Genomic DNA, 25,340 nt, shown 5'->3' with positions numbered 1-25,340 from the left:
TGAAGCAGATCGCGGCGGTGCCGGACGCCAACGGTGCTCACGTGTTCGGGTCCACCGCGGACGGCAAGGTCCACGGCATCAACGCCAGCTGGGACTCCCACACCTGGTCGAACTGGTACGACCTGTAGTCCTGACGGCACGGCGGAGCGCCCCTGCCCCGGTACGTCCGGAGCGGGGGCGCTCGTGGTGCGGAGGCCGGTCAGCCCCTGGTCGAGACGGTGACCGAGGCGATCCTCATCGGGTGGCCCGGTTCGGTCGCCGCCGTGGGGGAACTGCCGTACGCGGCGGGGAGGTTGCCGCCGACGGCGACGTTCAGGATCAGGAAGACGCCGTGGTGGACGGCCTGGTCCCAGGCGGCGGGGTCGACCTGGTCGGCGGTGACCCGGAAGTACTCCGTGCCGTCGCGCAGCCAGCGGACCCGTTCGGGGCTGGTGGAGCGGTCGATCTCGACGGTGTAGGTGTGGAAGGTGCCCCAGCAGTCGGCGCAGGGCTGTTCGCCGGAGCCGAGGCCGCCCGGCTCCCGGCAGGGCCCGCCGGGGGTGGTGCCGCAGTGCAGGGTGCCGAACACGCCGCGGGCGCCGACGGACTCCAGGACGTCGAACTCGCCGACGCCGGGCCAGCCGGTGTACCCGTCGCGGAGCTTGCCGCCGAGCGCCCAGAACGCGGGCCAGTACCCGGCGGCGGCCTTGCCGTGGACGTCGGGGAGGGCCAACTCGGCCTCCAGGCGCAGGACTCCGTCCACGGGGGCGGCGAGGTCGGCGCGCCTGGACTCGATCCGGCCGGAGGACCAGCGGCCCGCCGCGTCCCGGGTCGGGGTGATCTCCAGGGCGCCCTTGCCGTCCAGGTGGACGTTCTCGGCGGAGTCGGTCATGGTCTCGACCTCGCCGGTGCCCCACTGGGCGGCCGGGCAGCCGGGGTAGCAGGTGCCCAGGTCGTACTGCCAGTGGGCGGGGTCGGGCCTGCTCCCGGCCGGGCCGTCGAACTCGTCCCGCAGCAGGGTGGTCCAGCCGGTGCCGAACACGCCCAGGTCGGTGAGGAGTTGGTCGAGGCGCGGGGTGAGGACCACGGCCGCGGCGTTGGTCAGGTGGGAGTCGTCGCGGTACAGCAGCACGTGCTCCAGCACGGCCGGGCAGCTGCGGCCGCCGCCCGGGCAGAGCACCGAGTTGACCTCGACGCTCTGCACGCCGGGGAACCTCCCGGCGGCGATCTCCTCGGCCAGCGGGTCGGCGTACAGGCCCTCGGCGCGCGGGAAGTCGCAGGCGGAGGTGGTGTCGGGGTGGCCGGAGACGCAGGCCGGGACGTCCCGGCCGGGGACCGGGGTGTCCTGCAGGTAGACGATCGGGACGCCCAGCTCCCGTAGCGGGGCCAGGGTCCGCTCCCAGCCGCGCAGCAGTGCGGCCCGGTCGGCGGTGTAGCGGTTGAGGGTGGACAGGACGACCAGCTTGGGCTTGGGGCCCGTCCCCAGTCGGGCCAGGGCGTTGGCCCGCCAGGTGTCGCACTCGTGGTAGGTGCGGCCCAACTGCGGGTTGACCACCTCGATCTCCGGCAGCGGGCAGCCCTGCTTGACCAACTCCTCGACGGACAGGTGGTGTTGGGCGGCGATGCCGAGCAGCGAGGAGAACCACTGCCCGGCGTGCGAGTCGCCGAGCAGCACGATCCGGTCCTCGCCGGTGCCGAAGCGGCACGGCGGGCTGGTGGTGTCGGCCGGGTCCACCTCGCAGGCGCCGTCCGGCGGGAAGTCCTGTCGGGCCTGGACGGGGTTGGGGACGGTCGGCGCGTGCGGGGGCGGCGCGGCGGCCAGCAGGCTGCTGCCGGTGCGGGCGCCCGGGGGCAGGCCGGACGGGTCCGGGGGAGTGGCCGGTCCCAGGGTGCGCAGGGTGCCGGAGCCGACCACCAGGGCCAGCAGCACCGGGAAGACCACCGCGGTCAGGCCCAGCGACAGGCCGCGGCGCGGGATCTCGCCCAGCACCCGGCTGCGGCGCAGCGGCTGCTCCAGCCAGCGCAGTGCGGCGTACGCGGGCAGCGCGGCGGCGGCGGTGAGGGCGGCCTTGACGCCCCAGGGCAGGGTGCCCCAGCGGGCCTCGGCGAGGACCAGCACCGGCCAGTGCCACAGGTACAGGTTGTAGGAGAGCCGGCCGATCGCGCGCGGCGCGCCGAGCGACAGCGCCCGGCCGACCAGGTGGGTGCCGCCGGAGCCGGCCAGCAGGACCGCGGCGGTGGCGGCGGTCGGCAGCAGGGCGGCGTACCCGGGGTAGGGGGTGCGCCCGTCGAACAGCAGCAGGGCGGCGAGCACCCCGGCCAGGCCGCCGATCCCCAGCAACTCCCGTACCGCACGCGGGAGACGGCGGACCGGCAGCAGGGCGACGGCGGCTCCGGCGGCGAACTGCCAGGCCCGGGTGGGAGTGGAGAGGTAGGCTCCGGCGCTCCAGTGCAGGGAGAGCCAGAAGGAGGCGGCGCCGAGCAGCAGGGTCAGGCCGAGCAGGGTGCGGCGGCGCCAGGCCCAGCGGGCGGCCAGGGCCAGCAGCGGGGCCCAGAGCAGGTAGAACTGCTCCTCGACGGCGAGCGACCAGAAGTGCAGCAGGGCGCTCGGGTCGCGTCCGGCGGCGAGGTAGTCGGTCTGTTCGGCGATGAAGCGCCAGTTGGCGACGGACAGTGCGGAGGCGAGGACGTCGCGCTCCAGGTCGGCGCGGCGCAGCGGGGCGGTGAGCAGGGCGCCGAGGACGGCGACGGCGGCCAGCACCACGGCGGCGGAGGGCAGCAGTCGGCGGGCCCGGCGGGAGTAGAACTCGGCGAGCCGGACGCGTCCGCTGTGCGCGGTCTCGGTGCGCAGCAGGCCGGTGATCAGGTAGCCGGAGATCACGAAGAAGACGTCGACGCCGACGAAGCCGCCCGCGAAGCCGGGTACGGCGGCGTGGAAGGCGAGCACGGCGAGCACGGCGACGGCCCGCAGGCCCTCGATGTCGGGTCGGAACTTCGGCCGCTCGACCGGTGGTTGTCGCAGCACGACGGTGAGCGGGGCGGTACTGGTGGACACGGGAGCGTGGACCTTTCAGCCCAGCCAGGGCAGCATCGGGGCCGCCCAGCCGGAGGCGAGCAGGGCGATCAGGGCGAGCGTGCTCGTGACGGCGAGGGCCTCGGGCCAGCGCCGCGGACGCATCGCCGGGCGGGCCCCGGATTCGGTGGATTCTGTTGCGCGGGGCCGGAGTTCGGCGTACAGGTCGCGGATCAGCGGCACTCCGAGGTGCAGTTGCACGGCCAGGTACAGGGCCAGTCCCCAGGTGGTGTGCCAGCCGTGCAGGTAGGTGGCGGCGGCCACCCCGACGGCGGTGGCGAGCAGCGTCCCGGCCGTCCAGAGCAGCGAGACCAGCAGCACCCTGCGGGCCATGCCGCCGGAGCGGCCGGGCTTGGCGACGCCGGTGGGCACCCAGGCGGCGCTGCGGCCGCGGACGGTGTGCCAGTAGGCGGTGGCGGCGGCGAAGCTCATCAGCACGTTGGCGCGCAGCACCTCGGAGCGCCAGCGGGTGCGGCTGACCCGGGGCAGCAGCACGTGCCACAGCCACAGCAGGGAGAGCATCGGCAGCACGTACCAGGCGCGGACCTCGCCGGGGAAGGCGAACAGCATGACCAGCGGCGGCAGCGGGGCGGTGAGCACGTTCACGGCGGCGGCCAGGTAGCCGACGATGCCCTCGTCGAAGCAGCGGCGCATCCGCCAGGTCATCGCCCTGCGGGTGGCCCGGTCGCCGATCAGGTGCAGGTTGCCCATCGTCCAGCGGTACTGCTGGTTGACGAAGCTGGTGGTGGAGTCCGGCGAGGTGCCCTTGGCGACCAGCACCGGCACGTACCGGGTGGTGTAGCCCTGCTGGTGCAGGGCGAGGCCGGTGTACATGTCCTCGCTGTGGTCGAGCCGGGCGAAGCCGCCCGCGGCGTCGATCGCGGTGCGCCGATAGACGGCGTTGGAGCCGCAGCAGATGGCGGCGTCGGAGGCGTCCCGGCTGGGCTGCACCCAGCGGAAGAACCACTCCTGGGCGGAGCCCGCGGCGCGCTGCACCCAGCCCATCGAGGCGTCGGTGTCGAAGCACTGCGGGCTCTGCACGATGCCGACCCCCGGGTCGCCGAAGTACGGCAGCAGGTGCTGCAGCAGGTCGGCGCGCGGCGCGAAGTCGGCGTCCAGGATGGCGACGTACTCGCCGGTGCTGAGGGTCAGCGCGTGGTTGAGGTTGCCGGCCTTCTTGAACTCGCCGCGGTTCGGCCGGACCACGTAGTGGTAGCCGAACTCCTTGGCCAGGGACGCGACTTCGGGTCGGTCGGCGTCGTCGAGCACCCACACGTCGAGGCGGCCCGGGTAGGTGGTGCGGGCGACCGCGCGGTAGGCGTTCGCCAGGATGTCGAGCGGTTCGCCGCAGGTCGGCAGGTACAGGTCGACGGACGGCGGCTCGGCGGGCTGCCAGGCGGAGACCAGCAGTTCGTGCCCGGCCCGGGTGAAGCGGCGGCGGCGCAGGCCGTTCAGGCAGGTCAGCGCGAGCGCGACGGCGTTGACGCCGAGGACGGCGAGGAACGGCCACAGGGCCGGGGTGCGCAGCGAGAAGCTGAGCATCGTGGCGGCGCTGACCGTGAAGGCGAGCGCGGACATCAGCGGGACCCAGCGGCGCTGAGGCCCGAAGTACCAGTAGAGCTCCTGATCGGATGGTGGTGACGGAAGGTGATTGGCAGTCATTGGGCCCCCCACGGCCAGACATTGACACCTGTCGCCGGTCAGATTACCTGATTGGTATAGACCAAATGACCACGGTGGATGAACGCCGGAACAACTCGGGTGAAGGCCGTGTGACCAGGCATGACCGTGTCAGGAAAGATCGCCGCCGCGGAGCGCGAGGGTCCCACGGGACGGTTGACGTGCAGAGTGGCGCGGTGGTTCCGGGGCGGGGGTGGCGGGCGCCCGCCGCGCGCAGTGGCGGCTTCGCGCCGCGAGGTGACGGGCCGTCAGGTGGCACTCGGTGACGGGCGGGGCATCCGGCGACACCCCTCGGGGCGACGTCCGGTGCCCTCCGGGGCGGCGCCCGGTGCCCTCCGGGGCGGTCGGGTCAGCAGCCGGCCGCGACGCCCGCGGGCGGGGGCGCGTCGGCGCCCCGCGGGCAGTGCGGGAGGGCGGCCAGCACGGCCTCCAGCAGGCCGGGGAAGCGGGCGGCCAGGTCCTCCGTGCGCAGGGCGTTCATCTTCGAGGTGCCGCGCCGGTGCTGGCGGATCAGCCCGGCCTCGCGCAGCACCCGGAAGTGGTGGGTCATCGTCGACTTGGTGACCGGCAGCTCGAACGCCAGGCAGTTCAGCTCGTCGCCGCCCGCGCCCGCGAGCTCGGCGACGATCCGCAGCCGCATCGGGTCCGCCAGGGCGTGCAGCACGCACACCAGCTGCAGCTCCGCGGTCGGGGGCTCGGGCAGCAGGCCGGGGCAGTCCTGGTCGTGGTCGATGCTCACGCCGCCATAGTACGACAGACCTCGTAGTTTGACAGTTCTCGTAGTACGGTGGGTATCGTACGAGGCGAAGAAGTCGTGTCCGGACCACAGGAAGGACGGGCTGCCGTGAGCGCCCTGTTCGAGCCCATCACCCTCCGCTCGCTGACCATCCCCAACCGGATCTGGCTCAGCCCCATGTGCATGTACTCGGCCGCGCCCGAGGGGCCCGACACCGGTGCCGCCACCGACTTCCACCTCGCCCACCTCGGCTCCCGCGCCGCGGGCGGCGCCGGACTGGTGATGGTCGAGGCCACCGGCGTCCGCCCCGACGGCCGGATCTCCCCCTGGGACCTCGGCCTGTGGAACGACCGCCAGCAGGAGCAGCTCGCCCGGGTCGCCGCGCTGATCACCCAGCACGGCTCCGTCCCGGCCATCCAGCTCGCCCACGCGGGCCGCAAGGCCTCCACCGACAAGCCCGGCGCCGGCGGCGGCCCGCTCCCGGTCGAGCGGGGCGGCTGGCCGGTGGTCGGTCCCTCCCCGCTGCCGTTCAACGAGGGCTACCCCGTCCCGGCCGAGCTGACCGAGGCGCAGATCGCCGAGCTCGTCGAGGACTTCGCCGCCGCCGCCCGCCGCGCGCTGGCCGCCGGGTTCCAGGTGGTCGAGGTGCACGGCGCGCACGGCTACCTCACCCACCAGTTCCTCTCCCCGGTCTCCAACCACCGCACCGACGGCTACGGCGGCGACTTCGCCGGGCGCAGCCGCTTCGCCCGCGAGGTCGCGGCCGCGGTGCGGGCCGTCTGGCCCGCCGAACTCCCGGTCTTCTTCCGGGTCTCCGCCACCGACTGGCTCCCGGAGGAGCCCAGCTGGACGGTCGAGGAGTCGGTGCTGCTCGCCAAGGAGCTGCAGGCCCTCGGCGTCGACCTGGTCGACGTCTCCACCGGCGGCAACGTCCCGCACGCGCAGATGACCATCGAGCCCGGCTACCAGGTGCCGTTCGCCGAGACCATCCGCCGCGAGTCCGGCCTCCCGGTCAACGCGGTCGGCCTGATCACCGACGCCGCCCAGGCCGAGGAGATCGTCGCCGAGGGCCGCGCCGACGCGGTCATGCTCGGCCGCGAGCTGCTGCGCGACCCCTACTGGCCGCTGCACGCCGCCCGCGAGCTCGGCGTCCCCCGCACCTGGCCCGTCCAGTACGGCTACGCGGTCGGCCCGCGCGGCTGACCCCGCCGCGCCTCGGCGCGCAGGCCCCGGCCCGGGCCTGCGCGCCGTGGCGCTCACCGCAGGGCGTTGGCCGGTGACTGGGTCAGGACGCAGGTGAACCCGACCTCCACCTCGTCGCCGTCGTCCCGGCGCAGCTCCCGGTCGCACAGGGCGTCCAGCAGGTCCTCCGGCGGGACGACGGCGGGCTCGGCGCCCCGCTCCGCGACGTGCAGCACCTCGACCGCCCCGGCCCGGACCAGCCGGAGCAGCGGGGCGGCGTCCGCCGCGACGAACGCCCGCAGCTCCTCGCCCGCCAGGTCGGCCGGCGGCTCGACGAGGACGCCCCACAGGCCGGTCAGCCAACCGCTCGCCTCCATGGCGCAGACCACGACCGCCTCCTCGTCCGCGGTCAGCTCCCACTCGTGGACGGTGCCCGGGGCGCCCGGCGCGTACGCCGCGGCCTCCCAGAGGCGCCGACCCTCCGCGGTGGCCCGCAGCGACAGGACGGGCAGGTCGTTCCGGCCGTCCCGGGGCAGCAGCCAGGTCGCCGGATCGGCGAGCACCCGCGCCAGCTCGGGGCCGGTGACCGCCGGGCCGTCCTCCTGGACGAAGGCGGTGCTCAGCGCCCGGCGGAGCGTCAGCCAGCCGCCCGCGACCAGCCGGTGCGCCGCCGCGGCCAGCTCCGGCACCCGGGCCAGCTCCTCCGCGGGCGAGGCGTTGCGCCGCCGGGGCACCCCGGGCGAACCCGCCCGGCGCAGCACGGCGGTGACGTGCATCGCGCTGCCGCGCGGGCTCGTGCCGTCGACGGCGCGGCGCACCAGCACCTGTTCGGTGACGGACAGGTCGTCCCAGCTCTGCACGGTGTTCACGGCAGCCGATCCTGGCACACCCGCCCGACCCGCCCGACCGGTTTTCCGGCCCGCCGCGGCGGCGGCCGCTGCTCGGCGGTTACTCCGCGGGCGCCAGCCGCGCCGGGAAGCCGCCGGTGGCGATCGGGCCCCAGCGCAGCGGGGTGATCCGGATCAGCGACTTGTCCTGGCGGCGCATCGCCTCGCGGTACTCGTCCCAGTCCGGGTGCTCGCCCGCGATGGTGCGGTAGTACTCGACCAGCGGCTCCAGGGCCTCCGGCATGTCCAGCACCTCGGCCTCGCCGTCCACCTGCACCCAGGGGCCGTTCCACTCGTCCGAGAGCACCACCACGCTCACCGCGGCCTCCCGCTTGGCGTTGCGGGTCTTGGCCCGTTCCGGGTAGGTGGAGACGACGATCCGGCCGGAGTCGTCCACCCCACAGGTCAGCGGGGAGGCCTGCGGGGTGCCGTCGGTGCGGCGGGTGATCAGCAGCGCGCGGTGGCGGGGGCGGACGAACTCCAGCAGTTCGGCCAGGCCCACCCGGGTGTTGGTGGCGATCGAAGGGCTCATGCCGCCCAGCCTAGGAGGCGGCGGCGCTCCCGGCCGGTTCGAGGTCGGGGGCCGCGTCGTCCGGGTCCTTCCAGCGGCCCGGTTCGACCATGAACGCGCCGAGCGCCACGCCCAGCAGCGGGACCGCGGGCAGCACGGCCAGCACGCCCTGCGGGCCGTGGTGCTGGGCGAGCAGGCCGAACAGCGGGGCGACCAGGCCGCCGACGCTGACGGCCAGGCCGAGGGTGACGCCGGCCGCGGTGCCGGGGCGGTTGGGCAGGTAGTCCTGGCCGAGCTTGACCAGCACCGCGAACGGCAGGTTCAGCGTCGCGCCCGCCAGCACGGCGAACAGCAGCGGCGCCCACGCGCCGGGCGTCACCCGCAGCAGCACCAGCGCCGGGACGGTCAGCGCGGTGCCCCACTGCGCGGTGCGCACCATGCCGATCCGGTCGGCCAGCCGTCCGCCGCCCAGGGTGCCCGCCACGCCGCCGAGCAGGAAGCAGGTCAGCGCCGCCCCGGCCAGCAGGTGCGAGGCGTGCAACTGCCGCAGCCAGTACAGCTCGATGAAGGTGCTGACGCCGAAGAACACCACCGAGCGGACGACCTCCACCCCGGTCAGCACCAGGAACGGCCGCCAGCGGTCCCGCCCCGCGCGCTTCGCCCCGCCCCCGGCGTGCGGGTACGTCCGGTGCCGGGCCCGGAACAGCACCGCCGCCATCAGCAGCGCGGGCAGCACGAACACCGCCGTCGCCCGCACGCCCCACGCCGACAGCAGCGGGGTGGCCAGCACCGGCGCCAGGAAGAACCCGACGCTGCCGCCCGCCGCGAAGACGCTCATCGCACTGGTGGAGTCGCCCGCCGCCTCCCGGGCCGCCCGCCCCGCCGCCGGGTGGAAGGCCGCCACCCCCAGGCCGGAGAGCAGCACCAGCAGCCACACCAGCGCGTACCCGTCGGCCAGCCCGCTCAGCCCCGCGCCCAGCCCGGCCAGCGCCAGCCCGGCGGCCGACAGCCAGGGCAGCGGGCGCCGGTCCACCAGCAGGCCGACCAGCGGCTGCGGGACGGCGCTGCCCAGCGTCGCCGCCAGGGTCAGCCCGCCCGCCGCCACGTACCCGTAGCCGCGCTCCAGCACGAAGTACGGCACCACCGCGGGCACCAGGCCCTGGTAGAGGTCGTCCACGGCGTGCGCCGCGCCCCACATCCGCATCCGGCGCCACACGCCGGCCGGTTCGCCCGTCCCGTTCCCGGGGGTCGTCATGCTCGTCATGCGGACCAGACTGGCGGCCGCCGGGGCGTGCGGGCTTCCGGTATTCTGCCAACCCGTGTCGCCAACCCGCCAACCGTCCGAGGACGGCCCCTCGCGCGCCGCGCACCTGAAGGAGACCGGCCCGAGCCGCCACCCGCTGTCCCACCGGCAGCGGATCGACTGGCACTGGCACGACGTCAACCAGCTGATCACGCCCGGCCTGGGCGTGCTGGAGGTGAGCACCCCGCACGGGCGCTGGGTCGTCCCGCCGCACCGCGCGGTGTGGCTGCCCGCCGGGGTGCCGCACGCCCAACAGGCGTACGGGCCGAGCGAGTTGCGCTGCCTGATCTACCCGGCCGGGACGAACCCGCTGCGGCTCGCCGCGCCCGCCGTGCTCGCCGTCACCCCGCTGCTGCGCGAGATCATCGCCCACCTGACCGGCCCCGACGCCCCCACCGGACGCCCCGCCCGGACGCTCGAACAGGCCGCCCTGGACCAGCTCGCGCACGCCCCCGAACTCCCGCTCGGCCTCCCGCGGCCCACCGACCCGCGGCTGCGCGACCTGGCCGCGCTGCTCGCCGCCGACCCCGCCGACGACCGCTCGCTGGCCGCGCTCGGCCGGGCCGTCGGCGCCGCCGAACGCACCCTCAGCCGGCTGTTCCGGGCCGAGCTCGGCCTCGGCTTCCCGCAGTGGCGCACCCAACTGCGCCTGCAGCACGCCCTGGTGCTGCTGGCCGAGGGCCGCTCGGTCACCGCCACCGCGGCGGCCTGCGGCTTCCGCTCGCCGAGCGCGTTCATCGAGGCGTTCCGGCACGCCTTCGGGACCACCCCGGGCCGCTACCAGCAGGACTGACGGTGCGCCGGCCCGGCCGCGGCGGCCGTCAGCGGTGCCGCGGGCCGCCGCGTTCGCGCGAACCGTCCAGCGGGTCGGCCGAGTTGGGGGCGCGGCGGCGGGAGGCGGCGACCTGCCGGGAGACCACCACGTCGATCAGGCACCAGGCGAGCCCGAAGACGCCCAGCCCCATCAGCGCCAACGCCGGGGTCAGCAGGCCGGTGTGGGCCCAGGAGGCGAACAGCGCCACCACGAAGGCCACCAGCGCGAAGGCGAACGACATGCCCGCCCGGACGGCCGCCGCCCGGACCTCGTCCGGCAGTCGACCGCGCCGACGAACGGCCATTGCCCACCCCCTGTCGGTCGCGCGCGTCCGGTCGGACGCACCAGGACCAGCCTTGCCCCGTCCGGGGGGAGCCATGCCGCCGAGCCGGCCGGTCCAGTCGACCGTGGGCGTGTCGCGGCGGCGCCTCCCCGGGGCCCCGCCGCCTCCCCGTCAGGATCGTAACCGGGGCCGCAAGGGCGCCCCGCCCCCCGAACGGGCCGGGTACGGGAGTTCAGTCCGGCAGGGTGGCGTCGAGCTCCTCCAGGGCGCCGACCACGATGGTGCGCATCGCCCGCTCCGCCCGCTCCGGGTCGCCCGTGCAGATCGCCTCGGCGACCTCCCGGTGCAGCTGCACCGCGTACTCGCGCGGCCGGTGCGGCATCAGGTGGTGCTCGGTGCGGCCGGTGAGGACGGCGCCCACGGTGTCCTTCAGGTGGGCGAACATCTCGTTCCCGGAGGCCCGCAGCACCACCGCGTGGAAGGCGATGTCGTGCGCGAGGAAGGACTCCAGGTCGGCCGCCCGGGCGGTGACCGTCAACTCGACTGCCAGCGCGCTCAGTTCGCGGCGGTCGTCGTCGTCGGCGCAGCGCGCCGCCAGCGCCGCCGCGGCGGGCTCCACCGCGACCCGCAGCGAGCCCAGCGAGCGCAGCTGGGCGGAGCGGTCCGCCCCGGCCAGCCGCCAGCGGATCACCAACGGGTCGAACACGTCCCAGTCGGCCTTCGGGCGGACGGTGGTGCCGACCCGGCGGCGCGGCTCGACCATCCGCATCGACTCCAGGATGCGCACCGCCTCGCGCACCACCGTGCGGGACACCCCGTGCTGCTGCTCCAGCTCCTCGGCGCGCAGCACCGTCCCCTCCGGCAGCTCGCCGGAGGCGATCGCCGGGCCGAGGACGGCGAGCAGGCGGCCGGGCAGGCCCTGGATCTCCATCGGGCCAGCTTATCGGCGCCCTCCGGGGGAAAGCGGCCCCCGTCCCACCGCCCTCCACCAGCCCGGACACCCAAAAGTATGACGATTGTGTTTCGGTCGCTTGAATAAGTCATACCTTTGCGTCAAGGTTGCCCACGCAAGCAGGCAAGGACAGGAGCACCATCCATGGCTCTCAGCGCCGAGAACCAGCAGCCGCCCGTCGTCGTGGTGATGGGCGTCTCCGGAGTCGGGAAGACCACCGTCGCCCGACTGCTCGCCGACCGCCTCGACCTCCCGTACGCCGAGGCCGACGACTTCCACCCCGCCGCGAACATCGCCAAGATGAGCGCCGGGACCCCGCTCGACGACCGCGACCGCCTGCCCTGGCTGCAGGCCCTCGGCGGCTGGCTGGGCGAACGGGCCGCGGCGGGCAGCGGGGGAGTGGTCACCTGCTCCGCGCTCAAGCGCCGCTACCGCGACGTGCTGCGCGCCGCCTGCCCGGACGCGTTCTTCCTGCACCTGTCCGGCAGCCACGACCTGGTCGGCGACCGGCTGGCGCACCGCACCGGCCACTTCATGCCGCCCTCGCTGCTGGACTCCCAGTACGCCACCCTCGAACCGCTCCAGGCGGACGAGAACGGCACCGTGCTGGACGTCGACGCCGACCCCGACACGCTCGTCGGCCGCGCCGTCGCCGCCCTGGCCCGCTGAGGCACCCGACCCCCACGTCACACCCCCGCCACCGTCCGTCCGACAGCCGGGCGGTGCCGGCCCGTCAATGGAGACCCCCGTGACCCCCACCCTGCTGGCCGCCGGCGCACCGGCGCTGCCGCACACCGCGAGCAACGGTCAGTTGCTGCTCGCCGTGCTGCTCAGCATCGGCGCGATCGTGCTGCTGATCACCCGGTTCAAGCTGCACCCGTTCCTGGCCCTCACGCTCGGCTCCGGGCTGCTCGCCGCCGTCGCCGGGGCGCCGTTCGACAAGCTGCTGGCCAGCTTCTCCACCGGCTTCGGCGCCACCGTCGCCTCGGTCGGCCTGCTGATCGGCCTGGGCGCGATGCTCGGCAAGCTGCTCGCCGACTCCGGCGGCGCCAACACCATCGCGGACACCGTGCTGGCCCGCACCGGCCCCAAGCTGCTGCCCTGGGCGATGGCGCTGATCGCCGCCGTGCTCGGCCTGCCGCTGTTCTTCGAGGTCGGCGTGGTGCTGCTGGTGCCGATCGTGCTGCTGGTGGCCCGGCGCGGCAACGCCCCGCTGATCGGGATCGGCATCCCCGCGCTGGCCGGCCTCTCGGTGCTGCACGGCCTCGTCCCGCCGCACCCCGGCCCGCTGGTCGCCGTCGACGCCCTGCACGCCGACCTCGGCGTCACCCTGGCGCTCGGCCTGCTGATCGCCGTCCCGACCCTGATCGTGGCCGGTCCGCTGTTCGGCCGCCTCGCCCAGCGCTGGGTCGGCCCGCTGGAGCTCCCCGCCGAGACCGCCCCGGTCGACACCGTCAAGCGGGAGCGGACCCCGAGGTTCGGCGCCGTGCTGGCCACCATCCTGCTGCCGGTCGTGCTGATGCTCGGCAAGGCGCTGGCCGACGTGGTGGTCGACGACCCGAAGGCCACCGTCCAGCGGGTCCTCGACTTCATCGGCTCCCCGCTGATCGCACTGCTCGCCGCGACCCTGCTCGGCATGCTCACCCTGGGCCGGGCGGCCGGGTTCGACAAGGGGAGGATCTCCGAGACGGTCGGCTCGGCGCTCGGCCCGATCGCGGGCATCGTGTTCATCGTCGGCGCGGGCGGCGGCTTCAAGCAGACCCTGATCGACGTCGGCGTCGGCCAGGCCGTCAGCGAGTGGTCCGGCAAGTGGCACGTCTCCGCGCTGCTGCTCGGCTGGCTGATCGCGGTGCTGATCCGGCTGGCCACCGGCTCGGCCACGGTCGCCACCATCACCGCCGCGGGCATCGTCGGCCCGCTGGCCGCCGGGATGTCCACCAGCCACTCCGCGCTGCTGGTGCTGGCGATCGGCGCCGGGTCGCTGTTCCTGTCGCACGTCAACGACGCCGGGTTCTGGCTGGTGAAGGAGTACTTCGGGATGAGTGTCGGCCAGACGCTGAAGTCCTGGTCGGTGATGGAGACGATCATCTCGGTGGTCGCCATCGCCCTGATCCTGCCGCTCAGTCTGATCATCTGACGAGCAGCCCCGAAAAAGCCGCGACGCCCTCCGGAACTCCCGCTTCTCCCGGAGGGCGTCGCCCTGTCTCCCGGCTACCGGTCCAGCAGCTCCGCGGTGCGCTCGCGCACCTCCGGCCCGTCCAGCCCGCGCACCGTCAGCGTGGTGCGCCGCCGCAGCACGTCGTCCACCGTGTACGCCCACTCCTGCTCGGCCGCGTACACCACCTGCGCCCACACGTCCGGCCCGTCCGGGTGGATCCGCTCGCCCAGCTCCGGGCGCTCGTCGATCAGGCGGGCGATGTCGAAGGACAGCGTGCCGTAGTGGGTGGCCAGGTTGCGGGCCACCAGCGGGTCCATCCGGCTGCCCGGCTCGCGGTCGGTCAGCAGGCGGCGCGCCACCGCCTGCGGGGCGCCGATGCCCGGCAGCGGCACGGTCGGCGGGATGGGCGAGACGTCCTCGGCCAGGCCCACGCCCGGGGCGTGCTTGAGCTTCTCCAGGACCACCCGGCCGATGTGCCGGTAGGTGGTCCACTTGCCGCCCGCCACCGACAGCATCCCGGCCCGGCCCTCGGTCACCACCGTCTCCCGCTTGGCCGCCGCCGTCTCCCCGGGCCCGCCCGGCAGCACCCGCAGGCCCGCGAAGGCGTACGTGATGTCCTCGCGGCGCAGGTGCTCGTCGCGCACCGCGTGCCCGGCCTCGGCCAGGATCTGCTCCACGTCCGCGTCGGTGGCCCGCACCTCCAGCGGGTCGCCGGCGTACTCCTCGTCGGTGGTGCCGAGCAGGACGTGGTCCTCCCACGGGATGGCGAACGACACCCGGTAGTGGTCGATCGGGATGGTCAGCGCCGCCCGCCACGGCGCCTGCCGCCGCAGCACCACGTGCGCGCCCTTGGACAGCCGGATCGACGGCGCCGCGCCCGCGTGCTCCATCCGCCGCAGGTGGTCCACCCACGGGCCGGTGGCGTTCAGCACCAGCCGGGCGTCCACCCCGAACTCGGTGCCGTCCAGGGTGTCGCGCACCTCCGCGCCGGTGACCCGGCCGCGGGTGAAGCGCAGCCCCGTCACCTCGGCGTGGTTGAGCACCACCGCGCCCGCGTCCACCGCCGCCCGCACCGTCATCACGGCCATCCGGGCGTCGTTCATCTGGTGGTCGCCGTACACCGCCACCCGCCGCAGCCCCTCGGTGCGCAGCCCCGGCACCGCGCGGGCCGCCGCCGACGGGGAGACCACCCGGCCCAGGCCGTCGCGGAACGCCGACAGCGCCGAGTACAGGAACACGCCCGCGCCGAGCTTCGGCGCCGAGTGCGGCCCGCCCTCGTACACCGGCACGAAGAAGGTCAGCGGGTTGACCAGGTGCGGGGCCACGTCGGTGGCCAGCGCCCGGCGCTCCTTGTGGTTCTCGGCGACCAGCCGGACCGCGCCGGTCTGCAGGTAGCGCAGCCCGCCGTGGACCAGCTTGGACGAGGCCGAGGAGGTGGCGTTGGCGAAGTCCCCGGCGTCCACCATGGCCACCTTCAGCCCGGCCTGGGCGGCGGTCCACGCGGTGGCGGTGCCGAGGATGCCGCCGCCGATCACCAGCAGGTCGTAGCGGGCCCGGCCGAGCAGCTCGCGGGTGGCGGCGCGGGGGGCGAGGCGGCCCGTGCTGCGCTCGGCGCCCAGGGTCGGGACGGTGGCCGCGGGGGGCGGGGTGGTTGCCATGGCGTGTGTCGGACGAGGCCGGGGCCGGTCCGCTGCTCCTTCCGATCGGTGGGTCCTGCCGGGCGGTGGCCGGGGTCAGGTCTCCGGCTGCTCGTCCTGGTCGATCCAGCCCATGGTGCGCTCCACGGCCTTCAACCAGTTGCGGTGCTCGCGCTCGCGCGTGTCGGCGGCCATCCTCGGCGTCCACTCGGCGGCCCGGTGCCAGTTGGCCCGCAGCGTCTCCAGGCCGTCCCAGAAGCCGACCGCCAGGCCCGCCGCGTAGGCCGCGCCCAGCGCGGTGGTCTCGGCGACGTAGGGGCGCTCCACCGGGACGTCCAGCACGTCGGCGATGTTCTGCATCAGCAGGTTGTTGGAGGTCATGCCGCCGTCGACCTTCAGCGCGGTCAGCGTCACCCCGGAGTCCTTCTCCATCGCGTCCACCACCTCGCGGGTCTGCCAGGCCGTCGCCTCCAGCACCGCCCGGGCCAGGTGCCCCTTGGTGACGTACCTGGTCAGCCCGGTGATCACGCCGCGCGCGTCGGAGCGCCAGTACGGGGCGAACAGGCCGGAGAACGCGGGCACCACGTACGCGCCGCCGTTGTCCTCGACGGTGCCCGCCAGGGTCTCGATCTCGGCCGCGGTCGAGATGATCCCGAGCTGGTCGCGCAGCCACTGCACCAGCGAGCCGGTCACCGCGATCGACCCCTCCAGGGCGTACACCGGCGGCCGGTCGCCGATCCGGAAGCCGACCGTGGTGAGCAGGCCGTGGTACGAGTGGACGATCTTCTCGCCGGTGTTCAGCAGCAGGAAGGTGCCGGTGCCGTACGTCGACTTGGCCTCGCCCGCGGCGAAGCAGGTCTGGCCGAACAGCGCCGCCTGCTGGTCGCCCAGCGCCGCCGCGACCGGCACGCCCGCCAGGTCGCCGACCGCCTCGCCGTACACCTCGGCGGAGGAGCGGATCTCCGGCAGCATCGCCAGCGGGACGCCCAGCGACTCGGCGATCCGCTCGTCCCACTGCAGGGTGTGCAGGTTCATCAGCAGGGTGCGGGAGGCGTTGGTGACGTCGGTGACGTGCCGGCCGCCGTCCACGCCGCCGGTCAGGTTCCAGATCAGCCAGCTGTCCATCGTCCCGAACAGCACGTCCCCGGCCTCGGCACGCTCGCGCAGGCCCTCGACGTGGTCCAGCAGCCAGCGGATCTTCGGCCCGGCGAAGTAGCTGGCCAGCGGCAGGCCGGTCTCCCGGCGGAAGCGGTCCTGGCCGACGTTGCGGCCCAGTTCGCGGCAGAGCGCCTCGGTGCGGGTGTCCTGCCAGACGATCGCGTGGTGCACCGGGACGCCGGTGTGCCGGTCCCACAGCACCGTGGTCTCGCGCTGGTTGGTGATGCCCACCGCCCGGACGTCCGCCGCGGTCAGCCCGGCCCGCTCCAGCGCGCCGCGCACCACCGAGCGCACCCTGGTCCAGATCTCCGCCGCGTCGTGCTCCACCCAGCCGGGCTGCGGGAAGACCTGCGAGTGCTCCTGCTGCTCGACGGCGACGATCCGGCCGTCCGCGTCGAACAGGATGCACCGGCTGGACGTGGTGCCCTGGTCGATCGCGGCGATGTGACTGGCGGTCATGCGGTTCCTCGGCTCATGGGCGGCAACGGGGCGGGGGTGACCATTCGTCAGTCCCCGTACGCGCAGGTCCGGCAAACCCGGCGGGGCGGTTCACCCGGGCCGACCGGACGACGTTCGACATTGTCGAACGACCTTCGGAAGCCAACCGCAGTCGGACGCCCCCCGTCAAGGCGGTGTGACGCAGCCCGCTCGCCCTCGGCGGCCCGCTCCCCGCCGCAGGTCTCAGAACCGGTGCGCGCCCAGGTCCCGGGAGATCGCCCGGGCCGCCGTCCGCACCGAGGCCACCAGCGCGGGCCGCACCGCGCCGTCCGGGCCGCACACCGTCTCCACCGCGCCCGACACGCACACCGCGCCCACCGGGTTGCGCCGCCGGTCCTGGATCAGCGCCGCCACCGAGGCCACGCCCTCCCAGGTCTCCTCCACCGCGTCCGCCCAGCCCCGCTCGCGCACCAGCGCGCACTGCGCGTCCAGCGCGGCCGGCTCGGTCACCGTCCGGGCCGTGAACGCCTCCCACGGGCCGTCGCCCAACTCGCCGCGCGCCACCGGGTCGTACGCCAGCAGCACCTTGCCCAGCGCGGTCGCGTGCAGCGGCTGCATCGAACCGACCTCCAGCACCTGCCGCGAGTCGTCCGGCCGGAACACGTGGTGCACCACCAGCACCCCGCGCTGGTGCAGCACCCCCAGGTACACCGTCTCCCCGGCCGCCCGGGCCAGGTCGTCCGCCCACACCAGCGCCCGGGCCCGCAGCTCGTGCACGTCCAGGTAGCTCTGTCCCAGCCGCAGCAGCTCCGCGCCCAACTGGTACTTGCCGCTCTCCGGGTCCTGCTCGACGAAGCCCTCCTGCTGCAGCGTCCGCAGGATGCCGTGCGCGGTGCCCTTCGCCAGCCCCAGCCCCGTCGCCACCTCCGACAGCCCCAGCCGACGCTCCCCGCCCGCCAGCAGACGCAGGATCGCGGCCGCCCGCGACAGCGACTGGATCGCACCGGGCACCCGCCCACCTCCACCGAACACCGGTCGACCATGCCGACCGCGACACCGAGAACGGGGCGACGCGCCCTCGAAGACCGTACTACCCGGCCGCCCCGTCCCGCCCTTCCGTCCCCCGGGCCGCGCCGACTACGCCCGGCAGCGCAGCATCACCAGCGGCGGGTTCGCCGCCAGGTCCGCCCAGAACTCCGCGCCGAACGCCGCCAGCCCCTCCGCCGACACCTCCAGCGGCACCCACTCCAGGTCGCGGAACCCGGCCGCCCGCAGGCAGGACTCGTACACCGCGCGCGAGGGCGGGTTCGCCGGGAACGAGACCGGCGGCTCCAGCAGCGCCGTCACCCGCACCCGCGGACCGACCTCCGAATCCCCGCCCGCCCGCTCGCAGCGGAAGCCGTACTTGTCCAGCGGCGGCCCGTCGAACCGGAAGTCAGGGTGCTGCCCGAACACGAAGAGCCCGCCGCCCGGCACCAGGCTCCGGTGGATCCGGCGGCACATCCGCTCCACCGTCGCCACGTCCGGCGCGTAGTTGAACGCCTGCACCGCCACCGCCAGGTCGAACGGCTCCTCGAACGCGCGCAGCTCCGCGACGTCCCCCACCTCGTACGCCACCCCCAGCGGCTCGCGCTCCTCCGCCGCCAGCGCCGCGTCCACCATCGCCGAGGAGATGTCCACCCCGAGCACCCGGGAGGCGCCGCGACGCTTCAACTCCCGGCTGTAGAACCCCGTCCCGGACGCCAGGTCCAGCACCGACCGGCCCCGCACGTCCCCCACCAGGCCGAGGAACCCCGGCACCTCCCCGTACCGCGCCAGCGGCAAGGTCTTGAACCCCTCGAACGACTCGCCGATCCCGTCGTACAGCTGGCCGCCCATCAGGCAGCTCCCCTCGCTCCGTGGCGTCGGCCCCCGGCCGCGGCCCCTGCCGGAATCCTCCCGGCGACCGGCCCGCCCGACGTACTGGCCGAAGCCACGAACCCGGGGCCGCGGCCCTCCGGCGGAAGCGGACGATCCGCCGAGCCCCGGCGGGCGGCGGGTCCGACCGCGACGCCGGGCGAGCAGCGGGTCCGACCGTGACGGCCGGGCGAGCAGCGGGTCCGACCGTGACGGCCGGGCGGGGCACCGGTCGTGATCGCGTTCCCCGCCCGCCTCCGCCCGCCGGTTCAGGCCCCGGCGGGCTCCGCCACCCAGCCGGCGACCAGGATCAGGCCGGTCGGTCGGTGCACGGCCAGGAAGGCGAAGGGACGGTCGAGACGGACCGTCGCCCGGCGCGAGCGGAAGCGGAAGGGGCCGCCCGCCATGCCCCGGGTCATCGCCACCACGGTGACCGCGCTCGCCTCGAAGCCCTCCGCGGAGAACTCCGCCACCGCGGCCTGCTCGGCCCCGCCGACCCGCAGCGGGGTGCTCCGGCTGATGCCCGGGAAGTGGCTGCCGGGCCCGGCGGCCGTGGCCAGGCCGAACAGTCCGGCGTGCGCCAGCAGGTCGTGCTCCGCCTCCACCCGGAAGGCCACCGTCTCCAGCACGCCCGAGTTCCGCGGCGCCGAGGACTCCACCGACCCCACCTCCAACCCCGGCCACGCCTCCCCGTCCGACAGGCCCTCCATCGGCATCCGCCAGGCCGCGCCCGACAGCAGCTCGAACCCGGCCGCCACCACCGCGCCCGGATCGGCCTCCTCCGTGCCGAGCACCAGGTGCACGTCCACCTCGCCGTCGCCCACCACCCGGACCTCCGTCACCGGGCCCGCCGAGGTCTCCGCCACCGCGATCCGCTCGTACAGCTCCGGGCCCGAGGCCGTGAGCAGGGTGAACTGCCGCCGGGCCCACGGACCCCGGTTGGTTCGGGAGCGGGCCGGCCGGAACGGCTTCGCCCACGCGGTGCGCACCGTCAGCGCCGAGGCCAGCACCAGCAGCGCCCCGGACAGTTCCACCGGCATCCGCTCGACCAGGCCCCCGGTCCGCTCCCGCACCCAACCGTCCAGCGCTGCGCGGTCCTCGGCCTCGTCGCCGGTCAACCTCCCCCACAGCGAGGCGTCCAGCCGCTCCAGCCAGCCGGGCTCCACCACGACCTCGTCCGCCGTCCACAGCCCGAGCGCCGCCGTGCAGCCCGGCACCTTCCGCAGCCGTGCCAGCAACTCCCGGGCCAGCGCAGGGGATTGCTCGGCCGGGACGCCCAACGCCCCGGCCAGCTCCGCCCGCGCCGGGCCGTCCGCACCCGCCGCCAGCACCGCCAGCAGCGGCCACACCCCGAGCGCCGTCCAGACCTGACCGGCGGCGAAGTCCAACTCCCGTCCCCAGCGCGCCCCGAGGGCGTTCACCTGCTCGACCGCACCCGCACCCGCCATGAACCCGCTCCTTCCCCGACCCGCCGTCCCCACCAGCAGTACCAGACCGGCCGGACGGCCCTCCGGCGGCCCACCGGCCGCTACCGGCCGACCGCCGCCGCGAGTTCCGCGATCGCCGCCGGACCGACCCGGCAGCAGCCGCCCACCAGCCGGGCCCCGGCCGCCACCCAGCCCGCCGCCAGCGCGGGGTCGAACGCGGCCGGTCCGGTCCAGTCCCGGGCCGTCGCGTCCCAGCCCTCGCCGCTGTTCGGGTACGCCACCGCGGGCAGGCCCGTCACCTCCACCGCCAGCGCCACCGCCGCGTCCACCTCCTGCGGCGCGCAGCAGTTGACGCCCACCGCCACCACCTCCGGCACCTCCGAGACCAGCGCGAACGCCTCCGACAGCGGCTCGCCGCCCCGGGTCAGCCCGTCCGCGGCGCTGAACGAGAACCACGCCGGCACCCCCGTCCCCCGCACGCAGTCCGCCAGGACGGCCGCCTCCAGCAGGTCCGGCACGGTCTCCACCGCCAGCACGTCCGGCCCCGCGGCCGCCAGCGCCTCCAGCCGCGGACGGTGGAACTCCGCCAACTCCGAGGCCGACAGCCCGTAGTGGCCGCGGTACTCGGAGCCGTCCGCCAGCACCGCCCCGTACGGGCCCACCGACGCCGCCACCCAGCGCGGACGGCCGTCGCCCAGCTCCGCCGACACCTCCTCGGCCGCCTGCCGCGCCACCTCCACGCTCAGCGCCAGCAGCCGGTCGGTCTTCGCGGCGTCCACCCCGCGGGCGGCGAAACCCGCCCGGCTCGCCTGGTAGCTCGCCGTGGTCGCCACCCGGGCGCCCGCCTCGAAGTACGCCCGGTGCGCCGCCACCAGTTGCCGCGGCTCGTCCAGCAGCAGCCGGGCCGACCACAGCGCGTCCGACAAGTCGCAGCCCTGGTCGGCCAGTTGGTTCGACAACCCGCCGTCGAGCAGCACCGGCCCGGCCGCCATCGCCGCCACCAGCGCCGCACCGGAAGGGGAACCGCCGAAGTCCGTCACCATCCCTCCAGCCTGCACCCGCCTCCCGCTCCCGGCGAACCGACCCGCCGGGTGGGTCGGGCGGGCCGGCCGGGGCCGCCCGGGAGCAACCAGGGCGTCTCAGGGCGCCTCAGAGCGTCTCGGCCGCCACCGGGCGCGAGGTGACCGCGATCCGGTTGTAGGTGTTCACCACGGTCGCCGCCCACGCCACGAACGCCGTCTCCGGCTCGGACAGCACCCCCAGGGCGGCCCGCCGGGCCCGGGCGCCCTCGGCCCGGTCGGTGAGCCGGGTGACCGCCTCGGCCAGGGCGAGCGCGGCCCGCTCCCGGGGCGTGAACAGCTCGGACTCCCGCCACACCACCAACTGGGCCAGCCGCTCGTCCCGTTCGCCCGCCTTCCGGGCGCTCGCGGTGTGCAGCCCCACGCAGTACGTGCAGCCGTTCAGCTGCGAGCAGCGCAGCCGCACCAGTTCCAGCAGCAGCGGCTCCAGCCCGGCCGCCGTCGCGGCCTCCTCCACCGCCGCGTGCAGGGCGTGCACGGCGGCGAAGGGCTGCGGGCCCAGCTCGGTCATCGGCAGCGCGGGCAGCGGGGGAAGGGCGGCGGGCGGCGAAAGCGTCTCGGTCATCCTCCGAGCGTAGGAGCGGGTGGCGGCCCGGACGGGGTGGGGCGGGGCCGGGTCACCCACTCGGGAGGCCGCTTCCGAAACAGTTGACGGTGTCCCCAAATCGTGGCAGGTGGAGGCCGGTTCAAGGGCCGCCGAACCGACCGGGCGTCAACGAACCGCGAACGTCACCCGGTTGGCTGCACGTGCGCGATCCGTCGCTGAGCGTGCCGCTAGTGTGACGTTCCGTTGCCGCGCCGATTGCGTGACGGCCCCATCGAAGGCACCGCGGGCGCCACCCGCCGACCCCGTCCCCGGGGTGGCCGCCGCCCGCACCGGACCAACACTGGAGACATTCGCGATGACCACTTCCGTGCAGCTCGACCGTGCCCAGAAGCGCTTCGACCTCTGGGACGTGAACGGCGACGGCCAGATCGACCGCTCCGACTGGGAGGCCGAGGCCCAGCGCATTCTGCAGGCCTTCGGCGAGGCCCCCACCTCTCCGGCCGCCCGCCAGCTGACCGAGGCCTACCTCGGCATGTGGAGCTTCTTCGCCGACAAGGCGGGCATCGACGAGCAGACCGGTGCGCTCACCCCCGAGCAGTTCAACCACATCGCCGAGGAGCACGTCCTGGAGAACGGCGGCGCGGGCTTCGGCCGCGTGGTCAAGCCGACCATCCAGGCCATGGTCGAGCTGGTCGACGTGGACGGCGACGGCCAGGTCAACCCGGCCGAGTTCAAGTCCTGGCTGGACGCGATCGGCGTCGAGGGCGTGCAGCCCGCCGAGGCGTTCCGCCAGATCGACGCCAACGGTGACGGCCAGCTGTCCGTCGAGGAGCTGGTCCAGGCCGTGCGCGCCTACCACCTCGGCGAGATCGACGTCCCGCTGCTCGGCCGCTGAGCGCTGCCCGGCACCGCTGGCGGTCGCTGACGCCGAAGGGCCCGGAACGGGGTGGCGCCCCCCGTTCCGGGCCCTTCGGCCGTCCTGCCGCGCCCGCCCGGTCCCGGCCGTTCCGGTTCCCCGGCCCGTTCCGGTTCCCCGGCCGCGGCCGCTCAGTCCCCGGCGGGGACGAACCGCACCGGCAGTTCCGGCCGCAGGTCCAGCTTCTCCCCGGTCAGCAGGTGGTCGGCCGCGATCAGCACGTTGTAGTGGTTCGGGAAGTGGCAGGCGTCGAAGCCCAGCACGGTGCCGACCCGGTGCTCGCCGACGAACACCTCGTCGCCCCGGTCCAGCACCCCGGCCGCCGCGATCTCCGCGAAGCCCAGGAACCCGACCCGGTCGATCCGCGCCCCCGCGGCGGTGTCCCGCTGGTCGGTGGTCACCAACTCGTGCACCTCGCCCGCCCGTACGCACCGGCTGGCGAACGGCTCCAGGCTCATCCCGCGCTCGGTCCGGCTGTGCAGCAGCACCTTCACCAGCGTGCCGGTGACCGTCCGCTTCGGCCCGTTCTCCCGTACGGGGGTCATCCCCGTGCCCCCGCCCCGGCCTCGGCGCGGTAGGCGGCCTCGACCACCCGCAGCGCGTCCACCCCGTCCGGGCCCCGCTCCGAGCCGCCTGCGCCCCCGTCCCCGCCCCCGTCGCCGCGCAGCAGCCCGGCGAACTCGCCGAGGATGCCCTCGTACTCGTGCCACAGCGACTGCTTGAAGCCCTCGTGCCCGGCCAGCAGGTCCGCCCGCAGCACCGTTCCGTCCGCCAACTCCACGGCCACGTCCTTCAGTTCGCCCGGGTACGACCAGTCCAGCTCGATCCGGCCGCGCACCCCGCCGCGGCCCGCCAGCTCCAGCGCCGCGTACCGGTCCACGCCGGTGCCGTCGCGCACCACCTGCGCGTCGGTCAGCTCCATCGGGCCCGCCAGCAGCCGGACCAGGTCGTACGCGTTCGGGCCGTTGTCGGCGACGCAGCCGCCGCCGCACCGCTCCGGGTCCAGGTACCAGCGGTCCCGGCCGACGTGCTCCTCGATCAGCTCGAAGTAGCGCACCGTCACCGACCGCACCGGCAGCGGCCGTCCGGCGAGCGCGGCGCACAGCTCCCGCACCGCCGTGTTGTACCGCCGGTGGAAGGCGGTGAACAGCGGCACCCGCCGTTCGGCCGCCAGGGCCGCCAACTCGGCGCCCTCGGCGGCCCGCAGCGCCAGCGGCTTCTCCACGCACACCGGCAGGCCCGCCCGCAGCGCGTCCCGGCAGATCGCCAGGTGCAAGTCGTTCGGGACGGTCACCACCACGGCGTCCAGTCCGCCCGCGGCCAGCAGCTCCCGGTGGTCCGTGAAACGCGCGACCCGGTCGTCGAACGGCTCCAGCACCGAGCGGTCCCGGTCGCAGACCGCCGCCAGCCGCACCCCGGGCAGCCGCTCCAGCGCGGCCAGGTAGAACCGCGAGATCACCCCGAGCCCGACCACCCCGAACCGCAGCCCGCTCACCGCCCGGCCTCCGCCCCGGCAACCGGCGCGGACGCCGACGCCGACGCCGACACCGGCCGGACCCCGAACTCGTCCGCCACCGCAGCCAGTTCGGCCAGCAGCGACGCGGCCACCGGCACCCCGTCGCGGTGCGCCTCGGCGGTGCGCCGGGCCTCGTGCCAGCCCGGGTACGCCACCGGTCCCGAACTCCCGTCCGCGGGCGGGCAGTCCAGCACCGTCCGGAACAGGGTGCGGGCGTCCAGCGCGACCTGGTCGGCGTCCCGCAGGGCGGCCGGGGCGATCGCCAGGGCGAACACGCCGATGTCGTCGTCCCGCCCGGACGGCCGCCCGTCGCCCTCCAGCGCGGCCGGTTCCGGTCCCAGGCCCGCGCCCGGCAGCAGCGCCGCCAGCACCTCCACCATCAGCCCCAGTCCGAAGCCCTTGAACTCGCCGCCCGCACCCGAGCCGAGCCAGAGCAGGTGCGCCTCACCCCGGTCGAACGCGCCCGGATCGGTCACCGGCCGCCCGTCCGGCCCGGCCAGCCACCCCTCCGGGATCGCCCGCCCGGCCCGCTCCGCCGCCCGCACCCGGCCGGTCGGCACCGCCGTGGTGCTCATGTCCAGGACGTACGGCGGCAGTCCGCCCGCCGGGGCGGCCACGCTCCACGGGTTCGTCCCCAGCAGCGCCACCGCGCCGCCCGGCGGCCGGGCGATCCGCTGGCGGCCGCAGTTCGAGGCCAGCAGCCCGATCATCCCGCGCCCGGTGACCCGCGCCGCGTGGTGGCCCGCGCACCCGAAGTGGGTGGCCCGGCGCACCGACACCAGCCCGATCCCGTACCGCTCGGCCCGCTCGGCCGCCAGCTCCATCGCCGCCCCGGCCTGCCACAGCCCGAGCGCCCCGGCCGCGTCCACCAGCACCGCCGCCCCCCGGTCGGCCAGCACCACCGGCTCCGCCCGCGGATCGGCCCGGCCCTCGGCCAGCAGCGGCAGGTAGAGCCGGGTCAGGTTGGCCAGCCCGTGCGAGTCCATCCCGGCGGCGTCGCCGTAGCACAGCGCCTCCGCCGCGGCCCGGGCCCGCTCGGGCGGCAACTGGCAGGCCACGAACACCTCGGTGGCGAAACGGATCAGATCGGCGTACGGGACGCGGGCGGTGCCGGTGGCACCGAGCGGGGACGCCACGGTGGTCAAGGGGAACAACCTCCATGCAGAGC

General features: G+C 75.3%; 23 protein-coding genes. 5 read left to right on the top strand and 18 right to left on the bottom strand.

Annotation, left to right across the window (positions count from 1 at the left end; genetic code table 11):
- Positions 1-199: 199 nt before the first annotated feature.
- From QSK52_RS28045 to QSK52_RS28035, 3 genes are all read right to left on the bottom strand, one after another.
- Positions 200-3,034 (bottom strand): acyltransferase family protein, encoded by a 2,835-nt coding sequence (locus tag QSK52_RS28045; protein WP_285738968.1) that lies wholly within the window; start codon positions 3,032-3,034, stop codon positions 200-202.
- A 15-nt stretch (positions 3,035-3,049) separates the two neighbouring features.
- Positions 3,050-4,714: a glycosyltransferase family 2 protein gene (locus QSK52_RS28040; RefSeq protein WP_285738967.1), complete on the bottom strand. Its 1,665-nt coding sequence runs from the start codon at positions 4,712-4,714 to the stop codon at positions 3,050-3,052.
- Between the two features lie 367 nt (positions 4,715-5,081).
- The gene (locus tag QSK52_RS28035; RefSeq protein WP_285739043.1) at positions 5,082-5,465 is read right to left on the bottom strand and encodes an ArsR/SmtB family transcription factor; all 384 of its coding nucleotides are present in this window, start codon (positions 5,463-5,465) and stop codon (positions 5,082-5,084) included.
- A 111-nt stretch (positions 5,466-5,576) separates the two neighbouring features.
- Here QSK52_RS28035 and QSK52_RS28030 point away from each other — a divergent pair, with 111 nt between their 5' ends.
- Positions 5,577-6,671 carry an NADH:flavin oxidoreductase/NADH oxidase gene (locus tag QSK52_RS28030; protein ID WP_285738966.1) on the top strand — a complete coding sequence of 365 codons (1,095 nt, stop codon included), beginning with the start codon at positions 5,577-5,579 and terminating at the stop codon, positions 6,669-6,671.
- A 53-nt stretch (positions 6,672-6,724) separates the two neighbouring features.
- Here QSK52_RS28030 and QSK52_RS28025 read toward each other — a convergent pair whose 3' ends face one another.
- The 3 genes from QSK52_RS28025 to QSK52_RS28015 form a co-directional block, all read right to left on the bottom strand.
- Positions 6,725-7,519 (bottom strand): hypothetical protein, encoded by a 795-nt coding sequence (locus QSK52_RS28025; RefSeq protein ID WP_285738965.1) that lies wholly within the window; start codon positions 7,517-7,519, stop codon positions 6,725-6,727.
- A gap of 79 nt (positions 7,520-7,598) precedes the next feature.
- Positions 7,599-8,069 (bottom strand): PPOX class F420-dependent oxidoreductase, encoded by a 471-nt coding sequence (locus tag QSK52_RS28020; RefSeq protein WP_285738964.1) that lies wholly within the window; start codon positions 8,067-8,069, stop codon positions 7,599-7,601.
- Between the two features lie 10 nt (positions 8,070-8,079).
- Positions 8,080-9,312 carry an MFS transporter gene (locus tag QSK52_RS28015; protein WP_352230315.1) on the bottom strand — a complete coding sequence of 411 codons (1,233 nt, stop codon included), beginning with the start codon at positions 9,310-9,312 and terminating at the stop codon, positions 8,080-8,082.
- A 55-nt stretch (positions 9,313-9,367) separates the two neighbouring features.
- Between QSK52_RS28015 and QSK52_RS28010 the strand changes: the two genes are divergently transcribed.
- Positions 9,368-10,144, top strand: a complete 777-nt coding sequence (locus tag QSK52_RS28010) for a helix-turn-helix transcriptional regulator (protein WP_285738963.1) — start codon at positions 9,368-9,370, stop codon at positions 10,142-10,144.
- 28 nt (positions 10,145-10,172) lie between these two features.
- On the opposite strand, the gene QSK52_RS28005 is transcribed toward QSK52_RS28010, so the two are convergent.
- Both QSK52_RS28005 and QSK52_RS28000 read right to left on the bottom strand, forming a co-directional pair.
- Complete coding sequence (locus tag QSK52_RS28005) at positions 10,173-10,469, bottom strand: hypothetical protein (protein WP_285738962.1); 297 nt, start codon at positions 10,467-10,469, stop codon at positions 10,173-10,175.
- A gap of 211 nt (positions 10,470-10,680) precedes the next feature.
- The gene (locus tag QSK52_RS28000; RefSeq protein WP_285738961.1) at positions 10,681-11,379 is read right to left on the bottom strand and encodes a FadR/GntR family transcriptional regulator; all 699 of its coding nucleotides are present in this window, start codon (positions 11,377-11,379) and stop codon (positions 10,681-10,683) included.
- Positions 11,380-11,544: 165 nt separating this feature from the next.
- Here QSK52_RS28000 and QSK52_RS27995 point away from each other — a divergent pair, with 165 nt between their 5' ends.
- Both QSK52_RS27995 and QSK52_RS27990 read left to right on the top strand, forming a co-directional pair.
- Entirely contained in the window at positions 11,545-12,069 is a 525-nt protein-coding gene (locus QSK52_RS27995) for a gluconokinase (RefSeq protein WP_285738960.1), read from the top strand.
- A gap of 67 nt (positions 12,070-12,136) precedes the next feature.
- On the top strand, positions 12,137-13,537 hold the full coding sequence (locus tag QSK52_RS27990) for a gluconate:H+ symporter (RefSeq protein WP_285738959.1): 1,401 nt from the start codon (positions 12,137-12,139) through the stop codon (positions 13,535-13,537).
- 74 nt (positions 13,538-13,611) lie between these two features.
- Here QSK52_RS27990 and QSK52_RS27985 read toward each other — a convergent pair whose 3' ends face one another.
- The 7 genes from QSK52_RS27985 to QSK52_RS27955 form a co-directional block, all read right to left on the bottom strand.
- Entirely contained in the window at positions 13,612-15,216 is a 1,605-nt protein-coding gene (locus QSK52_RS27985) for a glycerol-3-phosphate dehydrogenase/oxidase (RefSeq protein WP_285738958.1), read from the bottom strand.
- Between the two features lie 75 nt (positions 15,217-15,291).
- A complete protein-coding gene (gene glpK, locus QSK52_RS27980; protein WP_285738957.1) occupies positions 15,292-16,812 on the bottom strand; it encodes a glycerol kinase GlpK in 1,521 nt (506 codons plus the stop codon).
- 222 nt (positions 16,813-17,034) lie between these two features.
- Positions 17,035-17,802 carry an IclR family transcriptional regulator gene (locus QSK52_RS27975; RefSeq protein ID WP_285738956.1) on the bottom strand — a complete coding sequence of 256 codons (768 nt, stop codon included), beginning with the start codon at positions 17,800-17,802 and terminating at the stop codon, positions 17,035-17,037.
- A 126-nt stretch (positions 17,803-17,928) separates the two neighbouring features.
- On the bottom strand, positions 17,929-18,669 hold the full coding sequence (locus QSK52_RS27970; protein ID WP_285738955.1) for a class I SAM-dependent methyltransferase: 741 nt from the start codon (positions 18,667-18,669) through the stop codon (positions 17,929-17,931).
- Between the two features lie 287 nt (positions 18,670-18,956).
- Entirely contained in the window at positions 18,957-20,135 is a 1,179-nt protein-coding gene (locus QSK52_RS27965) for a serpin family protein (protein ID WP_285738954.1), read from the bottom strand.
- An 80-nt stretch (positions 20,136-20,215) separates the two neighbouring features.
- Positions 20,216-21,157, bottom strand: a complete 942-nt coding sequence (mmuM, locus tag QSK52_RS27960; RefSeq protein WP_285738953.1) for a homocysteine S-methyltransferase — start codon at positions 21,155-21,157, stop codon at positions 20,216-20,218.
- Between the two features lie 106 nt (positions 21,158-21,263).
- A complete protein-coding gene (locus tag QSK52_RS27955; RefSeq protein ID WP_285738952.1) occupies positions 21,264-21,758 on the bottom strand; it encodes a carboxymuconolactone decarboxylase family protein in 495 nt (164 codons plus the stop codon).
- Positions 21,759-22,095: 337 nt separating this feature from the next.
- Here QSK52_RS27955 and QSK52_RS27950 point away from each other — a divergent pair, with 337 nt between their 5' ends.
- The gene (locus QSK52_RS27950) at positions 22,096-22,635 is read left to right on the top strand and encodes an EF-hand domain-containing protein (protein WP_285738951.1); all 540 of its coding nucleotides are present in this window, start codon (positions 22,096-22,098) and stop codon (positions 22,633-22,635) included.
- Between the two features lie 152 nt (positions 22,636-22,787).
- Here the strand turns inward: QSK52_RS27950 and QSK52_RS27945 are convergent, their stop codons facing one another.
- Genes QSK52_RS27945 through QSK52_RS27935 form a run of 3 tightly spaced genes read right to left on the bottom strand, consistent with a single transcriptional unit; the run spans position 22,788 to position 25,308 of the window.
- The gene (locus QSK52_RS27945; RefSeq protein WP_285738950.1) at positions 22,788-23,201 is read right to left on the bottom strand and encodes a DUF6917 domain-containing protein; all 414 of its coding nucleotides are present in this window, start codon (positions 23,199-23,201) and stop codon (positions 22,788-22,790) included.
- Positions 23,198-24,151, bottom strand: a complete 954-nt coding sequence (locus QSK52_RS27940; protein WP_285738949.1) for a Gfo/Idh/MocA family protein — start codon at positions 24,149-24,151, stop codon at positions 23,198-23,200. Before QSK52_RS27940 ends, QSK52_RS27945 begins: the two co-directional genes overlap by 4 nt.
- A complete protein-coding gene (locus QSK52_RS27935; RefSeq protein WP_285739041.1) occupies positions 24,148-25,308 on the bottom strand; it encodes an Ldh family oxidoreductase in 1,161 nt (386 codons plus the stop codon). The genes QSK52_RS27940 and QSK52_RS27935 overlap by 4 nt, the downstream gene beginning before the upstream one ends.
- Positions 25,309-25,340: the final 32 nt, after the last annotated feature.

Origin of the sequence: Kitasatospora phosalacinea (assembly GCF_030268885.1) — a bacterium.
Taxonomy (GTDB): Bacteria; Actinomycetota; Actinomycetes; order Streptomycetales; family Streptomycetaceae; genus Kitasatospora; species Kitasatospora phosalacinea_C.
The sequence above is the reverse complement of the archived record's forward strand: the minus strand, read 5'-3'. Positions and strand labels throughout refer to the sequence as shown.

What these genes read in the sequence shown, in the direction of transcription:
- QSK52_RS28005 (WP_285738962.1), bottom strand. Translation starts at nt 10,469, where the DNA reads ATGGCCGTTCGTCGGCGCGGTCGACTGCCGGACGAGGTCCGGGCGGCG.
- QSK52_RS28015 (WP_352230315.1), bottom strand. Translation starts at nt 9,312, where the DNA reads ATGACGAGCATGACGACCCCCGGGAACGGGACGGGCGAACCGGCCGGC.
- QSK52_RS28020 (WP_285738964.1), bottom strand. Translation starts at nt 8,069, where the DNA reads ATGAGCCCTTCGATCGCCACCAACACCCGGGTGGGCCTGGCCGAACTG.
- QSK52_RS27995 (WP_285738960.1), top strand. Translation starts at nt 11,545, where the DNA reads ATGGCTCTCAGCGCCGAGAACCAGCAGCCGCCCGTCGTCGTGGTGATG.
- QSK52_RS27955 (WP_285738952.1), bottom strand. Translation starts at nt 21,758, where the DNA reads ATGACCGAGACGCTTTCGCCGCCCGCCGCCCTTCCCCCGCTGCCCGCG.
- QSK52_RS28040 (WP_285738967.1), bottom strand. Translation starts at nt 4,714, where the DNA reads ATGACTGCCAATCACCTTCCGTCACCACCATCCGATCAGGAGCTCTAC.
- QSK52_RS27965 (WP_285738954.1), bottom strand. Translation starts at nt 20,135, where the DNA reads ATGGCGGGTGCGGGTGCGGTCGAGCAGGTGAACGCCCTCGGGGCGCGC.
- QSK52_RS27990 (WP_285738959.1), top strand. Translation starts at nt 12,137, where the DNA reads ATGGAGACCCCCGTGACCCCCACCCTGCTGGCCGCCGGCGCACCGGCG.
- QSK52_RS27945 (WP_285738950.1), bottom strand. Translation starts at nt 23,201, where the DNA reads ATGACCCCCGTACGGGAGAACGGGCCGAAGCGGACGGTCACCGGCACG.
- QSK52_RS27950 (WP_285738951.1), top strand. Translation starts at nt 22,096, where the DNA reads ATGACCACTTCCGTGCAGCTCGACCGTGCCCAGAAGCGCTTCGACCTC.
- QSK52_RS27970 (WP_285738955.1), bottom strand. Translation starts at nt 18,669, where the DNA reads ATGGGCGGCCAGCTGTACGACGGGATCGGCGAGTCGTTCGAGGGGTTC.
- glpK (WP_285738957.1), bottom strand. Translation starts at nt 16,812, where the DNA reads ATGACCGCCAGTCACATCGCCGCGATCGACCAGGGCACCACGTCCAGC.
- QSK52_RS28000 (WP_285738961.1), bottom strand. Translation starts at nt 11,379, where the DNA reads ATGGAGATCCAGGGCCTGCCCGGCCGCCTGCTCGCCGTCCTCGGCCCG.
- mmuM (WP_285738953.1), bottom strand. Translation starts at nt 21,157, where the DNA reads ATGGTGACGGACTTCGGCGGTTCCCCTTCCGGTGCGGCGCTGGTGGCG.
- QSK52_RS27985 (WP_285738958.1), bottom strand. Translation starts at nt 15,216, where the DNA reads ATGGCAACCACCCCGCCCCCCGCGGCCACCGTCCCGACCCTGGGCGCC.